The 16,737-nt window shown below is 32.5% G+C and carries 14 protein-coding genes and 3 pseudogenes; 11 read left to right on the top strand and 6 right to left on the bottom strand.

Annotation, left to right across the window (positions count from 1 at the left end; genetic code table 11):
• Positions 1 to 24: 24 nt before the first annotated feature.
• The 4 genes from AAGD19_RS03370 to AAGD19_RS03355 all read left to right on the top strand — a co-directional run bounded on the left by AAGD19_RS03370 (position 25) and on the right by AAGD19_RS03355 (position 5,051).
• Positions 25 to 1,467 (top strand): Ppx/GppA family phosphatase, encoded by a 1,443-nt coding sequence (locus AAGD19_RS03370; protein ID WP_341748333.1) that lies wholly within the window; start codon positions 25 to 27, stop codon positions 1,465 to 1,467.
• Between the two features lie 137 nt (positions 1,468 to 1,604).
• Positions 1,605 to 2,009: a preprotein translocase subunit YajC gene (yajC, locus tag AAGD19_RS03365; RefSeq protein ID WP_341748332.1), complete on the top strand. Its 405-nt coding sequence runs from the start codon at positions 1,605 to 1,607 to the stop codon at positions 2,007 to 2,009.
• Positions 2,010 to 2,012: 3 nt separating this feature from the next.
• On the top strand, positions 2,013 to 3,566 hold the full coding sequence (gene secD, locus AAGD19_RS03360; RefSeq protein WP_341748331.1) for a protein translocase subunit SecD: 1,554 nt from the start codon (positions 2,013 to 2,015) through the stop codon (positions 3,564 to 3,566).
• A gap of 21 nt (positions 3,567 to 3,587) precedes the next feature.
• Complete coding sequence (locus tag AAGD19_RS03355; RefSeq protein WP_341748330.1) at positions 3,588 to 5,051, top strand: hypothetical protein; 1,464 nt, start codon at positions 3,588 to 3,590, stop codon at positions 5,049 to 5,051.
• A gap of 444 nt (positions 5,052 to 5,495) precedes the next feature.
• Here the strand turns inward: AAGD19_RS03355 and AAGD19_RS03350 are convergent, their stop codons facing one another.
• Entirely contained in the window at positions 5,496 to 5,714 is a 219-nt protein-coding gene (locus AAGD19_RS03350; RefSeq protein ID WP_341748329.1) for a hypothetical protein, read from the bottom strand.
• Between the two features lie 116 nt (positions 5,715 to 5,830).
• On the opposite strand from AAGD19_RS03350, the gene AAGD19_RS03345 reads away from it, so the two are divergent.
• A complete protein-coding gene (locus AAGD19_RS03345) occupies positions 5,831 to 5,944 on the top strand; it encodes a palindromic element RPE1 domain-containing protein (protein WP_341748328.1) in 114 nt (37 codons plus the stop codon).
• Between the two features lie 109 nt (positions 5,945 to 6,053).
• On the opposite strand, the pseudogene AAGD19_RS03340 reads toward AAGD19_RS03345, so the two are convergent.
• Positions 6,054 to 6,311: pseudogene (locus AAGD19_RS03340) on the bottom strand (TrmH family RNA methyltransferase); the annotation flags it as partial.
• A 114-nt stretch (positions 6,312 to 6,425) separates the two neighbouring features.
• Between AAGD19_RS03340 and AAGD19_RS03335 the strand changes: the two are divergent.
• The 3 genes from AAGD19_RS03335 (at position 6,426) to AAGD19_RS03325 (ending at position 8,375) form a co-directional block, all read left to right on the top strand.
• Positions 6,426 to 7,271: a transposase gene (locus AAGD19_RS03335; RefSeq protein ID WP_341748327.1), complete on the top strand. Its 846-nt coding sequence runs from the start codon at positions 6,426 to 6,428 to the stop codon at positions 7,269 to 7,271.
• Positions 7,271 to 7,408, top strand: coding sequence for a hypothetical protein (locus tag AAGD19_RS03330; protein ID WP_341748219.1), 138 nt, complete (start codon positions 7,271 to 7,273; stop codon positions 7,406 to 7,408). The genes AAGD19_RS03335 and AAGD19_RS03330 overlap by 1 nt, the downstream gene beginning before the upstream one ends.
• A 388-nt stretch (positions 7,409 to 7,796) precedes the next feature.
• Positions 7,797 to 8,375 (top strand): ribonuclease HII, encoded by a 579-nt coding sequence (locus AAGD19_RS03325; RefSeq protein WP_341748326.1) that lies wholly within the window; start codon positions 7,797 to 7,799, stop codon positions 8,373 to 8,375.
• A 136-nt stretch (positions 8,376 to 8,511) separates the two neighbouring features.
• On the opposite strand, the pseudogene AAGD19_RS03320 reads toward AAGD19_RS03325, so the two are convergent.
• From AAGD19_RS03320 to AAGD19_RS03310, 3 genes and pseudogenes are all read right to left on the bottom strand, one after another.
• A pseudogene (locus tag AAGD19_RS03320) lies at positions 8,512 to 9,839 on the bottom strand (DUF2748 family protein).
• A 43-nt stretch (positions 9,840 to 9,882) separates the two neighbouring features.
• A complete protein-coding gene (lipB, locus tag AAGD19_RS03315; protein WP_341748325.1) occupies positions 9,883 to 10,515 on the bottom strand; it encodes a lipoyl(octanoyl) transferase LipB in 633 nt (210 codons plus the stop codon).
• Between the two features lie 487 nt (positions 10,516 to 11,002).
• Positions 11,003 to 12,250 (bottom strand): EAL domain-containing protein, encoded by a 1,248-nt coding sequence (locus AAGD19_RS03310; protein ID WP_341748324.1) that lies wholly within the window; start codon positions 12,248 to 12,250, stop codon positions 11,003 to 11,005.
• An 81-nt stretch (positions 12,251 to 12,331) separates the two neighbouring features.
• Here AAGD19_RS03310 and AAGD19_RS03305 point away from each other — a divergent pair.
• From AAGD19_RS03305 to AAGD19_RS03295, 3 genes and pseudogenes are all read left to right on the top strand, one after another.
• Positions 12,332 to 12,568, top strand: a pseudogene (locus AAGD19_RS03305) (BolA family protein); the annotation flags it as partial.
• Between the two features lie 53 nt (positions 12,569 to 12,621).
• A complete protein-coding gene (locus AAGD19_RS03300) occupies positions 12,622 to 14,034 on the top strand; it encodes a DASS family sodium-coupled anion symporter (protein WP_341748323.1) in 1,413 nt (470 codons plus the stop codon).
• 141 nt (positions 14,035 to 14,175) lie between these two features.
• Positions 14,176 to 15,801, top strand: coding sequence for a hypothetical protein (locus tag AAGD19_RS03295; protein ID WP_341748322.1), 1,626 nt, complete (start codon positions 14,176 to 14,178; stop codon positions 15,799 to 15,801).
• A gap of 1 nt (position 15,802) precedes the next feature.
• Here the strand turns inward: AAGD19_RS03295 and AAGD19_RS03290 are convergent, their stop codons facing one another.
• Positions 15,803 to 16,693 (bottom strand): hypothetical protein, encoded by an 891-nt coding sequence (locus AAGD19_RS03290; protein ID WP_341748321.1) that lies wholly within the window; start codon positions 16,691 to 16,693, stop codon positions 15,803 to 15,805.
• Positions 16,694 to 16,737 lie beyond the last annotated feature (44 nt).

Genomic DNA, 16,737 nt, shown 5'->3' with positions numbered 1-16,737 from the left:
AAGTAAGCAATAAGATAAACCTCTATGCGTTCAGCCATTATTGATATTGGTTATAATGCCATAAGAGCTGTAGTTTATGAATGTGATAGACTTGGAGCTCCAGAAATTTTCAATGATAAATTTAAAAGTGATATTATCAATTTACTTAATCTAGATGACCTAGAAGTAAAGCATCAAGTATATTTATCACTACAATATTTTGTACATATTTTTGATAGGTTATCAGTAACAGATGTTAAATGCGTTGCTACTGCTGTACTTAGAGGGCATCCAAGAGCTGAAGAATTTAGAGAAATAGTTAAAAGAAAATTTAATATTAATATTGAAATTATTTATGGTAATCGCGAGGCCTATCTTACAGCTGCTGGATTAATTTCTGGTATCAATGATGCTTGTGGCATAGCAGCAGACCTAGGTGGAGGTAGCCTTGAGCTTGCCCAAATCAAAGACAAAAAAGTGGGAATCTTAAAATCTCTACCTTTAGGCACTAGCTTAATCACTAATAATCATTTTGACGATATTAATATAATTAGCCAAATGATCAACAAAGAGTTTGGAGAGGTATACCCAAATCATTCGGGTATACAACAATGTCAACAAGGGTATCATTGTCCAAACTTATACTTAATAGGAGGAGCTTTAAGGCTAATTGGACGCTCTTACATGGAGTTTGTTCATTATCCTCTTAAGAACTTACATAACCTTGAAATAAATCGTAGAGAATTTGAACTATATCTCGAAAAATTAGCCCATGCTCATAGTATGAGAACACAATATAAATCAAGAATTCATTCTAACGCAGTTTTGGTGGCAAAATCTATGCTGAATGTCTTTTTACCTGAAAAGGTAATAATTTCAAATTATGGTTTAAAAGAAGGTGTTAGATTTGTTTGTCTCCCTAAAGAAGAACAGGAGAAAGATATTATTTATGAAAGAATCAAGACATTAGTAAATTTTGATGAAACTACTTGTAATATCAAAAATTATACAGAAGTCATTAAGCCTATCTTAATTCAACCAGATACAACAACAATTAGTATAATTACTTTGGTCATAATGCTTGCACAATATAATAAAAATATCGATAAAACTCTTCGCTCTAATTTTATTGTTGAATTTATTTTAGCTTCAGATATTCCTTTTAGTCATCGTCAGAGGTTGATGCTTAGTATTGCTCTTGCACTTACCTATACAGCAAGAAGTGATACATATATTAATAGATTAGCAAAAAGAATGATTAATTCATATGATTATTGTAACAGTCATATAATAGGTAATTTTATAAAAATTGCTAGGGAAATTGATGGACCAAGATTTCAGTCACCATCTTTTTCTCTTGAGTTAAAAGATAATAGATATATTGAAATTTCTACACTAAATATTTTACCAAAAGCGGTGTTTGAAAAAGTGTGCGAACGTCTGAAAGCTATAGGTTTCGCCCGAAAAATATTTATTGAAATAAAATGATAACAGTCTTATATTGCAAGTGTACAAGCTTTTTTAGAGTACGTGAGTTCCTCATTGTCAAAAAACAATTCTTCAAAGCAGAAGAGTATACAATAAATTAATACAACTACTTTTACATAATACGTCAGGAGATATATATGTTTATAGAAAATGCCTACGCAGATAACAACGATACAATATCAATAACAGAAACTGAAGAAGTAGCTCCAGTAGCTGAACCATCATCTACTCAATCAATATTAACAAGCCTTGTACCGATGGTATTAATCTTCGTTGTATTCTATTTTTTTCTAATTAGACCACAAGATAAACGTCGTCGTGAGAAAGAGGCTATAGTTGGTAGCGTTAAGAAAGGAGAAGAGGTGGTAACTAATAGTGGAATTTTCGGAGTAGTAAGCAAGATTAACGATGCTGACAACACGGTAGATCTTGAAGTAGCTGAAAATATACGAATCAAAATTCTGAAATCTTCAATACTTGATATTACAAGTCGTCATAAAACAGAAGTTAGTGCCAAAAGTAAAAAAGATAAAGGGAAATGAGCTGTGTATAATATTCCTAAATGGAAAATATTCCTTTCTATTTTATGTACAATAGCAGCCTTTATTTGTGCTTTACCTAATTTTACAACTATAGATTCTAAAATATTGCCAAACCATAAGGTGAATCTTGGTCTTGATTTAAGAGGTGGTGCTCATCTATTGCTAGATGTAGATTTTGATAGTTACTTAAATGATGTAATGGACAGTCTAGCTGACCATTTACGAAAATATTTACGGGAAGATAAAATAGGTTATAAAAATCTTGTTGTTAAGAACAAGGCGGTGCAGTTTGAATTGAGAAACCTAGAAGATTATAAACAGGTCAAAAAGATCTTAGGTAAAGTCGACCGAGAAATTACTGTAGAAAACGATAATACTAATATTAAGCTTAGCTATAGTGATTCGAAGCTTGCTGAATTAAGGTATCAAGTTATTGCCCAATCAATTGAAATAATCAGAATGAGAGTGGATAGCACCGGCACAACAGAACCTAACATACAAAGGCAAGGTGATAAACATATATTACTGCAAGTACCAGGTGAGGAAAATCCACAACAACTCAAAAATATTCTTGGCAAAACTGCAAAACTAACCTTTCATTTAGTAGATGAAACTGCCAACATACAACAAGCATTAAATGGACATTTACCCTTTGGTTCAATTTTAGTGAAAGGGGAAAATGAAAATAAGCAAGAATATTACGTAGTTGTTAAGAAAAAAGCTATTGTTAGTGGTGACCAGCTAACAACTGCTCAAGCTTCTTTCAATCAAAATTCCCAACCTGCTGTTGCTTTTTCTTTTAATAATCTTGGTAGTAAATTATTTGCAGAAATAACCAAGAATAATTCTGGCAAGAGGCTTGCTATCGTGCTTGATAACAAATTATTAAGTGCACCAGTAATTAATGAACCAATTCTTGGAGGAAGCGGTATAATTTCAGGTAATTTTACTGTTGAATCAGCAAATGAATTAGCGTTATTACTTAGGGCTGGTTCGTTGCCAGCCCCTTTAAAAATAATAGAGGAAAGAACCGTAGGACCAAATCTTGGAGCAGATTCAATAGAGGCAGGCAAGAAAGCAGGTATGATTGGTTTTGTTAGTGTGGTAATATTCATGATTTGGTCTTACGGAATTCTTGGCATTTTTGCCAATATAGCATTAAGCCTAGCTTTACTTTATATTTTAGCGTTATTGTCACTTTTTCAAGCTACATTAACTCTGCCAGGAATTGCTGGTATAATCCTAACGATTGGTATGGCAGTTGATGCCAATGTACTCATTTATGAAAGGATAAGGGAAGAACTTAAAAAAGGTGCATCTAATCTATATGCCATAAGGATGGGATTTGAATCAGCTTTTGCTACAATCCTTGATTCAAATGTTACAACTTTGATTGCAGCATTTTTACTTTTTATATTTGGAGCTGGAGGTATAAAAGGTTTCGCAGTAACACTAACTATTGGTATAATATCATCTATGTTCTCTGCGATTATTATTACTAAGTTGTTGATTGATACTTGGATTAAGTATCAAAAGCCCAAAAATCTAGGGTTATAATTAAACGAAGAAAATTATATTATGCTTCAAGCCTTAAAAAGAATGCTACTATCTGTAACAGTTGCCCTAACTACCAGCGTAACATACGGGGATTATAAACATTCATCAGAACTTTCAGGATTCGAATTAGCTGCTAGCAAATTAGGTTTTACCTCACCAACCCAGCAAGAAGCTTTGTTAAAGATTTTTTATCTAGCTGGATATTTTGAACCACAAAAATTATGGCACGATCTAGTATGTTTTGACAAGACTAATGCAGACAAAATATTTCGTTTGATTCAGGGCAGTTTGGCTAAAGCTGGTGCTAATCAAAACGCTCCTAGTAAATTCAATGCTAAATCATTGCGTAAAAATTTATTTAAATCTATTAATGAGATAAATGTACGAAATATTAAAGATTGGTTACTATTTGTTGCTCAGGATGCGTTTGATCTTAATCTTGGTCAGGAACGGAATGAACTGACCACTAAAGATTGGATGACTAAATATAAGTCTCAATATATTGTAGATGCTAGACAATTGGGACTTATTAATGAAATAAAACCTAACTATCAAGAATACGACGAAGCTTGGATTGCCGGGGCAGCTAGAATTAGGTTATTGACACGTATAATCTATTATAATAAATTAACAGAACAAATTAAAGTTAACGGATTAGTACTAGTATTAACAGGAGCAAGACCCTTATGGGCTAATCTCGATGGCATTAACCCCAAAACATACACTGAATTGCTAGAAGCATGGCAAGGAAAGGCAGATATTAATAGATTGGATACTGTACAATTAGTTGGAAATGATTCAGCTTGTATGGAGGAAGGTGAAAGATATATCGAGTCTCTTGCTAAAGATTACGGTATTAAGTTAAATAAAGCTCAGCCATTTATTCAATATAAAACACAAGAAGAATGTCCATTAGGTCTTTTTCCTAGAAGATTCTATCCTAATTATGCAAGCAGCAATGAGAGAAAACTCACAGAAGACCTGATGAGTAGTGACCTAGTAAACAAGTTCCTTAATAAGGATCAAGTTAAACGTACTGAAATAATCAATACTAAAGTAGGCAAGAATAACGAAAGACCTGATACAGCCACTACTGCTCATGATGCAGTAGTTAATTTTGCTGAAAGAATTTTAAGTAGAAAATTTGGTAGACAAAAAGACTTTGTTATTTTATTTGTCAGTAATAATCCTCATATTGAACGCCAAACAATTGTTACTCAAAGAGAAGTTGATAAAGTATTACAACAATATGGATTAGATAAACAGGGTTATCATATTAAAATTGCAGGGATAGGTGCTAGTGCCGTACCGGATATTCCAATTATTCATTCTGAACTGGGTAAGTTGATAACGGCAAAATGGATAAATAAAAATCTACTAAGCACTGATAAATTTGGGCATTCTATTGATCAATTAATGTTCCAAACTCGTAAATGCCCTGATCCTAAATCAATACCTCCAATACCAAAAATTAAAGAAATATAATACTCCATTCAATATGTGATTTTAATTATTAAAATCACATATTGAATGATGAAAAAAGTTAAAATGTACTTGCAGAATCGCTTCAAGAGTGCATTTTTCCTTATAACAAAGCAAGTATCGATATAAGAATTATTAATTCTTATATCGAACTCATACAATAAAAAAACCATGATAAATATAACATGATCAGTTGAGGTTCTTTAAGATTAGAATGTCGTTGATCAATTGTGGTAAAATCAAAATTTGTGAGTATTTTTAAAGCATGAAGATACTGCATTGATTTGTTATCTGTAGATTTCGTTTCATTATAGGTATTACAAGCATTCTTTACAAACTTAGCTAAGTCATCATTGCTTAGATTATTAGTATCACAGTCCTTAACTTGGCTATAAAAATTTTTAATCAAAGTATCGTTTGCACTAAATTTAATATCTACCCCAGATGTTATAAAGATGTAATGTGATTATCATAGCAATTATGGCGACTTAGTTGTATATATTGTAGCGGAGGGGCTGATAAAATAAACTCTTCAAAGTTATCAAAACGACGTTGCTCAAGATAGTCAATATTAATAGAATCGACATTATCAAGCGTTCCTGGAAATTGTGCTTTATTTTGTAAAATATACTGGATTCCTTTAAAACCAATGGTTCCAATATACAATTGTCAATAGTTAAGGTGCTAGTTCCTATGCTGTTTCCAGCATCTTCTAATAATTTTAATATTTTGTCATTAGACCTCTTTCGAAACTCGCTTATGCTGAGGGATTTGAAGGAGACGTGGAACGCAGAACCGCAGCGTACTCGAATGTACGTGAGGATTCGAGTACCGCATCGACGTACAAATCACCAGCAGAAGTAGAGTTTCGAAAGAGGTCTATTGTCATATTCTAAATTTGGCATATAATTCCTACTCATCATTAAATTCCTAATCCGTTTAAAACGGATTATGGTCGGTCATTATATACAAAATTACTTAATTGTCTAGTATAATTAAGCTTTATTATTTTGCCTCTAATGAAATCAAATAAAACGCTATTGCAGCAGCATTTGAGACATTTAAGCTTTCTACTTTACTTGAAATGGGTATTTTAACTAAGTGATCACATGCTTCTTTAACTAGACGTCTGATTCCTTTATCTTCAGAACCAAGTACTATTGCCATTTTATCTGAAAATATTTTTGTACTTAAAGATTGTTTTGCATTGCCATCAAGACCAATAATCCAAAACCCATGTTTTTTTAGATATTCTACAAAACTTACGCTATGAGAAAAAAAAATGGTACATTATGTTGAGTATAATTTACAAATGCCAAGAGGATAAAATTGCAAGCAATACCAGTTAATAGGACAGATTACTGTCAATTTCTAATAGTGAGTCAAAAGAATTATAGTTTGACCTACTATGCTGAACATGCCAAAAAATGTAGCCATGATGTTATTAATAGATTTTTAAAAAATGAAAAATATACACCTTCTTTGTTATGGGAACATATTAAGGATGATGTTATTTTATCGCCTAACGGATATACAATATTTGATGATACGGTGTTAAATAAAAGAAATACCAAGAAAATAGAAATTGCTAGATCACAGTACAGTGGGGCTACAGGTGGTATTACTACTGGTATAGGAGTAGTAAGTTTGGTATATTATAATCCGGATATTAATAAGTTTTGGGTAATAGATTACCGAATTTTTTCGCCCGAACATGATGGAGCGACAAAAGTAGAACACCTATTAAATATGTTAAATAATGCTGTGTATAGCAAAAAGATTCCTTTTCAAACTGTGCTTTTTGACACATGGTATGCTACGCATAAAATTATGCAACATGTTGATTCCTTGGGTAAATATTATTATGCTCCTATTAAAGCAAATAGAAACGTTACTAAAACTTCCTCTTCTAAGCCTTATAAAGCTGTTAGCAAGTTAACGTTTTCAGATGAGGAAATTAAGAGCGGAGTGGAGATTCATATAAAGGGCTTTGCAAAAGATAAGCATGTTAATTTGTTTAAACTTACTGTTTCTACCAACAGAGTTGATTATATTGTTACCAATAACAAAACTCAAAAATCTTCTAAAGCCGTACAAGATGAGTGTGGCTTTCGTTGGGTAATTGAGAGCATGCATAGAGAAATCAAGCAACTTACCGGTATAGAAGATGCCAATGCAGAAAACAACGCATCCAGCGTAATCACATTAGTTGTGCATTTTTAGTGTGGGCTTTTCTAAAAAGAACTGCACACAAAATAGGTAAGACGGTTTATCAAATAAAGTTAGGGCTTTTAGATCATTATATGCAACAGCAGTTACGTTCACCCTCTTTACGCTATTTAGAACCTTACATAGCGTAAGTTTTGCTAATAAAGATAAGGGACGGTAGATCCCTGCCGTAGCCGTAACTCATGGGTATCAATTTAAGCAGTTTAAGTAGTCTGTTTTATTTTGAGTTCATAATGTCTGTTACTACAGTAACAATAGATGATAGCGGTGATAAGGAACTATATATAACTCACCTTACGCATGGCATTTAAAAGTTATAGGGAAAATAGCCTAGAGTCATTGCGAGGAGCCACTTTGGTGGCGACGAAGCAATCCAATAAATGTGGATTGCCACGACCACTACGTGGTCTCGCAATGACGTCTTGTACTTTTCTGCAATTTTTGAATTGCCATAGGGGTTATGCGTAAGGTGAGTATATAAGGTGGAAATACATAGAGTGTCATTTTATGGGAGGCATGATGTTTAAATTAGAACAAACATATTCAGGATTAGTCGCTGGAGTAGATGAAGCTGGCAGAGGACCACTAGTTGGTCCTGTAGTAGCTGCATCTGTTATCATTGATCAAACAAAAATCATACATGGTATCAAAGATTCTAAAAAACTTACTAAAACAATGAGGGAGTTGTTATATAAACAAATAACCCAAAATTATGTTTGGTCTGTTGGTATAGTACATCACGATGAGATAGATATAATTAATATCCTTGAAGCAACTAAAAAAGCTTGTACTATATCAGTAGCAAATCTTGCTGTTAAACCGGATACGGTATTAATAGATGGTAACATGAAATTTCACGATCCAAGATTTATTAGTATAATAAATGGCGATAATTTATCAATTTCTATTGGAGCAGCGTCTATTATTGCGAAAGTTACTAGAGATCGCTTAATGCTTGAATATGCCAAAGAATTTCCGGAATATATGTGGCACAAAAACTCCGGTTATGGTACTAAAGAACATTTAAATGCTATAAGCCTTCACGGTCTTTCGCCTTATCATAGAAAAAGTTTTAAGATAAGAAGTTCTACATTATAGGCTATAGCAGGGTTATTTAAAAAAACTTGATTATACTCTTCTGCTCCTACGAATTGTTTTTTGAAAATATCATGGAAAGGAAAAATGCATTCTTAAAGCGATTTTGCGAATGCATTTTAAACCTTTTTAAAGCTAATTATACTTCTCTGATTTGTTTAAATACTAATTTTTTTTTACTAAATATGTTTATTTTACGAAAAAAATTAGTTAGAGATCTTGGCTTTGACATATCACGTTTATAGCTTTGCTTAGTCATTAATACATAGTTAGAAATTAAGGAAGGTATAACTTCGGAATAATATACTTTATATAATCCTTGCATTGTTGCCATAGTCGTTAAATATCCCCATTTCATCACTTGTTGGGGTACTCTTGCTAGAGCTTCTATACAGGCAATTGTCTCTTCGATCTCAGGGTCACTATTTTTATAAACATCTGCGACTGGTGCTAAATTAAACTTCATATCTTCAATCATAGCTCTAATCATCATCCCCATATATTGCTCTTTTATGAATCTCTTAATAAAAAATAATTTTCTTCTATTAACGGAAAATAAAAATTTCTGTTTATATATAAAGCCAAGTAATCTTGCCCAATAAGCCCTTATACCCCGTACCTTGTTTTTATTATAAAATTTTATCTTTTCTTCATAAATAATCATTTGCCTCATCCCTATAGAGAGAAGCGTGGCTAATAATTTATCACAATTAATAATATCATCTATTCTAGACTGTCCTACATGGGGGGTTGCTTTTGTTCCAGAAAAATTTGCTGAATGACGACTTATTTGACGACCACTAGCATCTCTTTTAATATCAGCAAAATGCCCAAGTTCCTGCCCAGCTATAATTTGCAATCTAGCAGCTGCTGCCCATCCGTCACCATAAGTTGGGTGATTTTTATCATTTTCAGCAAATGGATTTCCACCACAGGAAACAAAGACTGCTACATTCTTACCGTCAGTACTTTGATACCGCTATTAGAACCAGAACGTTGCCAATCAACTATATCCATCATATCACCAATATTATGGGAATAAGTAATAAATACTTGGACCTTATCATGTAATAACCACCTAATAACTATAGGATGGGCTGACTGAACAAAAAGCCTTGTTAATTTTTCAGTAATAGATTGGTCAACTGGTTGTAATTTTTGAATTTGTTTTTTCAGATCTGTATAAATCGATGCCAGTTTTTTATCTGATATAGAAGATTTGTATAGATATCTTAATAACTGGTTAGTTTGTTCAATTAAATTTGGCTCGGTTATTTCCTCTTTACTTACCATCAAACTAATATTGAATTTTGGATCAGAGAATCTTGCAAAATTACAACTATTATCCGTATCTATTCTAAGTTTACCTGATTTGATTAATTGCTGAGCTAATTGTTCATATTCTATCTGCATGTCTTCAGGATAAATAGCAGGAACCTTATCAAGTATATGATAAATTGAACTCATAGGAATATATTCTTCAAGTCATTTGAGTATATACTGAATATTCTCATTTTCTACCTAAAACCTCAAAGAACTTATCCTTAATAACTTCATCAAATTGCTCGAATGTTACATCAACACCGAGTTTCTTTAACGAGGTTACAGGCATATCCTTTAACCCACAAGCAACAATTCCAGAGAACATATCAAGATTTGTTGAAATATTTACAGCAACACCATGATATGTAACCCATTTTTTAACTCTAATACCTATTGATGCAATCTTTGCGGGTACACCTTTTTCTTTTACCCATATTCCCACTATACCACTTATAGTAAAAGCTTTAATCCCAAAATATAAAAGGCTATTTATAATCCATTCTTCTAATAGTTTAATATATAGTTTTAAATCCTTTTGCCTTCGTTCTGAGGCTAAATCAAGAAGGGGGTATATTACTCTTTGTCCGCTACCGTGGTAGGTAAACTTCCCCCCCCTACCAGTATAAATTACCGGTATATCTCTAGGATTTAATAATTCATTTGCCTTAAAACTAGTACCTGCGGTATAAATATCCTTATATTCAACTAAATAAACAATCTCTTGTGAAGATTTATTGATTAAACTTGTAACCTTATCTTCCATCAACTTTACTGTGTCTTCATATTCTGAAAAGCCTGATAAGGTAACAAATTGAACCATAATATTAACCAAGGGTGAGCGAACGCAATCAGTACATGAAGTACATAAGTACGCGAAATCCCCGCAATTATTTGCAAAAACCAATTCTTCAAAGCAGAAGAGTATATTATAATAACCTAAGTTCGATATAAGCACCAAACAAAATGCTACGCATTATGTAAAAACATAAACAAACTATTAGAACAGTTTGTTAGAAGAATTAATAATTCTTCTATAGAACTGGTTTTGTCATAAGGAAAAATGCACTCTTGAAGTAATTCTGCGGGTGCATTTTAACTTTTTTCATTATTCAATATGTGATTTTAATTATTAAAATCACATATTGAATGGAGTATTATATTTTAACAATCAGGTGTAGAACTCGATAATCAAGTTTTTCCTTAACCATCATTGCAAGGAGGCGATTCCATCGCCTCCTTGCAATGACCTTGGTTATTTTTCTGCAACTTTTAAATTGCCATGATGAGCTTTAAAACCGCTCCCTTTTCTAACTTTCAACAGTTGTGGGGGCATCGTTCTGATGATTATTTATTCTGTTAACCGATGCCGGTGAGAAGAAATCGCCTTGCATATTATCAACTTTTAAGTTGATTAAAAAATTGGCTATCTCCCCATTTTCAACAAATTCTGCTACAGTTTGAACGCCTAAATTCTCAGAAATTTTAATTAATCGTTTAATGAAATCTTGACTTTGTATATCGCTAGTGATGTTACGTACGTAACTACCATCAATTTTAATAATATCTATCGGTAGATTTTGTAATTGTTTAAATGAAGTAAACCCAGCTCCAAAATCATCCAAAGCAAATTTACAACCGTATTTTCTTAGTCTGTGCATAAAGGATTTTATTTGTTGGTAATGTTGATTAAGGGTAGTCTCAGTAATCTCAATAATTAACCTTCCTGAAACATCATATGTTTGTAATAGTTTTTCTGCTATCTCTAGGAGAGAAGCATCTAATATACCAATATTTGAAATGTTAACTGCAAGCACTAAGCTAGGGTTAGCGTCTAGTTCTTTGATTGCCATTTCTAGCACTATTTGATCTATTATAAAAATTAAACCTTTCTTTTCAGCTTCTAGAATTATTGCTCCTACAGAAAATAGATTGTTATTTGTGTCAGGAATCCTTAGTAAACATTCATAGTAATGAATTTTCATTGTTTTACGGTCAATAACTGGCTGATAAGCAAAAACCATTGTTTTGTTTAATAAAGCTTTTCTTAAGAGATTCAGCTGCTTATTAGACTCTTTAACACACTCTATATTATAATATTTATCATACTCACGATAATAACTTTGGTCACCTTGATAAGAACCTAGCCAATTTAATAGATTATATACTTCTTCAGCTTTATTGGTAAATTTGGGAAACTCTATGCTAGCACTACTGCAATTCATATAAACTGCAGGTAATAGATCATCGACATAAAGTTGAGATAATAAATATATTTTTAGGACAACTTCCTTAACTAGATTTTGGTCTAGTGTGGGTAAAAGCAACAATATTCTATCATGCTCAATTTGTTTATAAACTGATATAGAAGGAGCAGTAATTAATTTATTACAAACTTCAGAAATAATTTTATTAAATTTGTCAATTATATAAATATCTCCTCCCATCATAGCATTCAATTCGTCGTAATTTAATAACTTAAAAGAGATACAATACCCATGCCCGGCTTTATCAAGCTCAGATTGCAAATTTCTAATTTTTGTATCTAATTTTGCCATAACCAACTAAATAATAATATTTGCTAAATACTAAAATCCTAGTAGACTTGATACAAGTAAAAGTTTTATATATATATAACTATGACCAAAATAAATAGAATAAAAAGAAAACTAGATGTGTTAAAACCACATTATTGCGAAATAGTTGACGAAAGTTACAAACATGCCAGCCATAATGGTGGCATTACTGAAAGTCATCTTAAGATCAAAATTTTTACAGCAGTTTTTATAGGAAAAAGTTTGCTAGAACAGCATAAAATAATTCACAATCTTTTAGCAGATGAACTAGCGAGCGGACTACACGCATTATCAATTGATACGAAAACCCCACTCACCTTACTCGATCTTGAAATAAATTTATTATGCTTAATATGTGTAATTGGAACAAAAATTTACCTATTCTAATGCTTGTTATTTTAGCTTGTGTAATATGGTATATACCGGCCCCTGAAGGACTTGATGTTAAGGTGTGGCATCTTTCTATTATATTTATTACCACTATTGCAGCTATAATTCTTAATCCTTTACCTATGGGTGCTATAGCCTTATTTAGCATACTCTGTTGTATTCTGACGCAAACCCTTTCCTTAGAACAAAGTCTATCCGGGTTTAGTCATAGCATTATATGGCTGGTGCTGTTTGCTTTTTTTATTGCTCAGGGTTTTATAAAAACAGGCTGTGGGGAACGGATAGCTTATCACATCATTCTACTTGTCGGACAAAGTACCCTTGGTCTTTCATATGCTCTAGTAATTGTTGATTTTATACTTGCACCTTTTATTCCTAGTGTATGTGCTAGGGGAGGAGGGATAATTTTTCCTATCGCTCAGTCACTCTGCACCGCTTACTCTGATAAAACAAATTACAAAACATCCGTTTCAAACGGTGGATTTCTCATGAAAGTAGTCTTTCAATCAAATGTGATAACTAGTGCTATGTTTATTACCTCTATGGCCGCTAATCCTTTAGCTGTTAAGTTTGCAGCTGATGCTGGGATTATAATTTCATGGAGTGATTGGGCAATAGCAGCTATAGTGCCAGGCGTAATTTCTCTTGCTGTCATGCCTCTTATTATTTATTATTTACATCCACCCTCAATTAAATACGATCCATCTGCTATACAAATAGCTAAGGCAAAATTGCAAGAAATAGGTGATATATCATTGCAAGAGATTATTATGCTAATGACTTTTGTAATTCTAATTTTTTTATGGATGCTTGGCAGCAAATGGGGATTATCAGCTACTACAGTTGCACTGTTGGGCGTATGTATTTTATTATTATGCAAAGTAATTAAGTTTGAAGATACTCTTGCAGATAAAGGGGCATGGCATACCTTTATTTGGTATGGCACTTTAGTTATGATTTCAAGTTTTTTGTCTGATTTTGGTTTAATATCATGGGTTAGTGATAAACTTAGAGACAATTTATTAAGTTTTTTCTCTCCAATGATTGGTATAATTATACTTTCTATAATATATTTTTATATACATTACTTTTTTGCCAGTACTACAACCCATATTGCTATACTTTTTCCTACTTTTCTAGCGTTATTTATACATGCTAAAATGCCTAGTTTACTATCTGCATTGCTACTTAGTTTTTTATCAATATTATCTTCGGGTCTTACTCATTATGGACTCAGTAGTGCTCCAATATATTTTGAGACAGGATATATGAAGATCAGAACATGGTGGTATCTTGGTTTAGTTTTGAGTCTAGTATATGGCATTATATGGATTTTTATAGGCGGTATGTGGTGGAAAACACTAGGTTTGTGGTAGAATTGCTACTAGAATATATAGCAATCATTGCTGACTAATTTTATTTATTATAAAATTAGTCTTTAACCTTGTATAATTTGCTGTTAGACTCTCTTTTAAGATTAAATATGATAAGAGTCTAATACCAATAGGTTATATATTATGACAGATGACAAAAAAGAATCTACGCCGTTTGAAAACCTTGAAAGTTCTGAGATAGATAGTACTACAACTGTGCCTAAAGAGATAGAAATAGCTAATACGTTGGACAATCAAACAGTGCAACCCAAGCAAAGAAAAGCAGAGCTTTCCAAAAGCTTTGATGATATGGAGCTTGAACGTGAAAATAAGTTAAAACGTACTCCCTCTCAAAAATCTGTAAAAAGTAAAGATGATTTACATATAATTGAGCAAGAGAAAAGTGAAAGATTAAAATCGGTTAAAACAAATGAAGTTAAAATTTCAGATGAATTTGCAAAATCTTTAGAACAGGAAAGTACAGAACCAAAGACAGAATCAAAATTTAAGAGATTTTTAAATAAAATTAAAGCTGCTTGGGATTGGACAAGGAGTACGAGACCTTTCAAGAGTATAGAGTGGCTGTTAGATACAAAATTGGCTAAGGTGCTATTTGGTAGTGCTATAGGTCGTACTGTTACAATTGCACTTGCAATAGTAACACTAGCCGGGGTTTCCCCTCCAGTAGCCTTGGCCGCAGCTACAATAGCATTAGTTGGAGTAACTAGCGAAATAGTAGTTGATGTTATCAAAACAAGAAGACTCCGTAAACTTGCCCAAGAAAATGACCTATTGATGCAAAATAGAGGGGACATAGACAAGCAACAATACTTACTACTACTCGATCCCAAATTAGCCAAGGCATTAGAAAATAAATTACATGTCCCAAATAATCATGTTCCAAATGACAAAGATAAACATTACTACTATGTAGATCCTAAAGTAGAAATGGCATTTAGTGCAAGCAAATTTATAGTTGATAATCTTCAAAATGCCGCTAATTTAGCATCTAACATAACTGCTGCTACTAGTGGGAATCCTGTTAAGATTCTTACAGCACTAAAAAGTGGTACACTTTCAGCTATTTCTATAATTGGCTCAGGTGTAACTGAAAAGAACTCAGCTAACCTTACTACAGCATTTAAAATCAATATTAATGATGAACTCCATAAGGATGATGTCGCCTATTATAGGAATTTACGAGAGTTACGTGAGATCACCCAAAAACAACATATCCAAACTGCAGCTTTGGCTGAATTAATACAAGATAAGGATTATTTTAAGTTAACCGATGAGCAAAAACAAAATAAATTTGATATATATCAACAAGCTTTAACTGAACTGATGTTTGACAAAAATTATAACAAGTTAACCGATGAGCAAAAACGAGCTACACTTCATACAGCAGTCAATAAGTTTGAAGAAAAACCTAATGAAAAAGCAACTGAACCTGAAACTAAAGAAAAGAATAAAAGTAATAATATACTGACAGCAGCTGCAAAAGGTACACTAAGCCTTTTAAAAGATATAGGTAGGACACATAATCCTTTTTATAAACAACCTAAGGTAATAAGAGATTATAGCCCATTAACGAAAGCTATGGAGGCTGCTAAAAAATCTGCTAAAGAGATCGTAACACCTGAGGTTATAGCACAGTTACGGAAAAGTAAATCTGCACCAAATTTATTACAAGAAGAAGAACGCTTTCTTCATCGGAAAAAACTGCAGAGAAGTAATTCTATAGATAACCATAATCAACATTCTATGTGACTCATCTACCACCCCTATTCTTATTTACTGGTGGTTTTACTAGAGGAGTACTAGGTGGTGAAGTAATAGATGAAGTACTAGAACGCAAAGGTTTATGAGTATCATGCTCTGCTAAATTACGCCTTAGTCTTTTTACCCTAACTTCTCTGCTTGTTTTTTGTTCTTCTTTTAATAATTTTGCTTTCTTTTGTGCCTGTATTACTGGTGCTAATATTTCTTGTCTTCTCTGCCTAAACTCCTGTATATTTTGTTGTTTAGGAGATGGAGTATCTTGATTTTGTGAATTGTTCAAGAGTTCTTTAACAATATCAACAACCTTATCTATAATCTTTGCAAACCAGCTTTTTTCCGGCTTTATATCATCCAAAATAGCGTTTTCCTTTGGAACATCGGGTTGTTTATTATTATTGTTAATTTTCGGTTTAGATGGGTTCTGCTCCTGTACCTTACGAGAATTAGCTGCTAAATTATTATTCCTTGAGCGTGGGACTACTTTACTTATCGGTTTTGTTGACTGAAGTATTTTTTTCTCATCTTCTTTTAATTTTTTCAGTGTTTCTCGCAAATCGTCTACAGTTGGAATTGGACCTTCCACAGTTGGAGTTGGATCTTTTTTTAATTTATTAAGTCTAGCTTCTATTTCTCGATCTTTTCGTTTACCTAATTCAGCATATTTATTATCTAAATTAACTTCAGATTGTATTTCTTCCATCAACTTATCTGCTTCCGAAGAAGAAACAGAACCAGCCATTCTATCTAATGAGTCATTAATCATACCTGTCACCATCTCGGATTCCAACAATGTCTTATCTAACTCGCCAAGTGTTTTCTCAAATTTTTCATTAATATTTTGTATTTTCTTACTCAAATCATTAGATTTTTTCTTGGACATATGTAACTAACCCGCTATTTAAATACATAAGTTATTATAGTTTA

It is taken from the genome of Candidatus Tisiphia endosymbiont of Dascillus cervinus (assembly GCF_964026405.1).
Classification (GTDB): domain Bacteria; phylum Pseudomonadota; class Alphaproteobacteria; order Rickettsiales; family Rickettsiaceae; genus Tisiphia.
The sequence above is the reverse complement of the archived record's forward strand: the minus strand, read 5'-3'. Positions and strand labels throughout refer to the sequence as shown.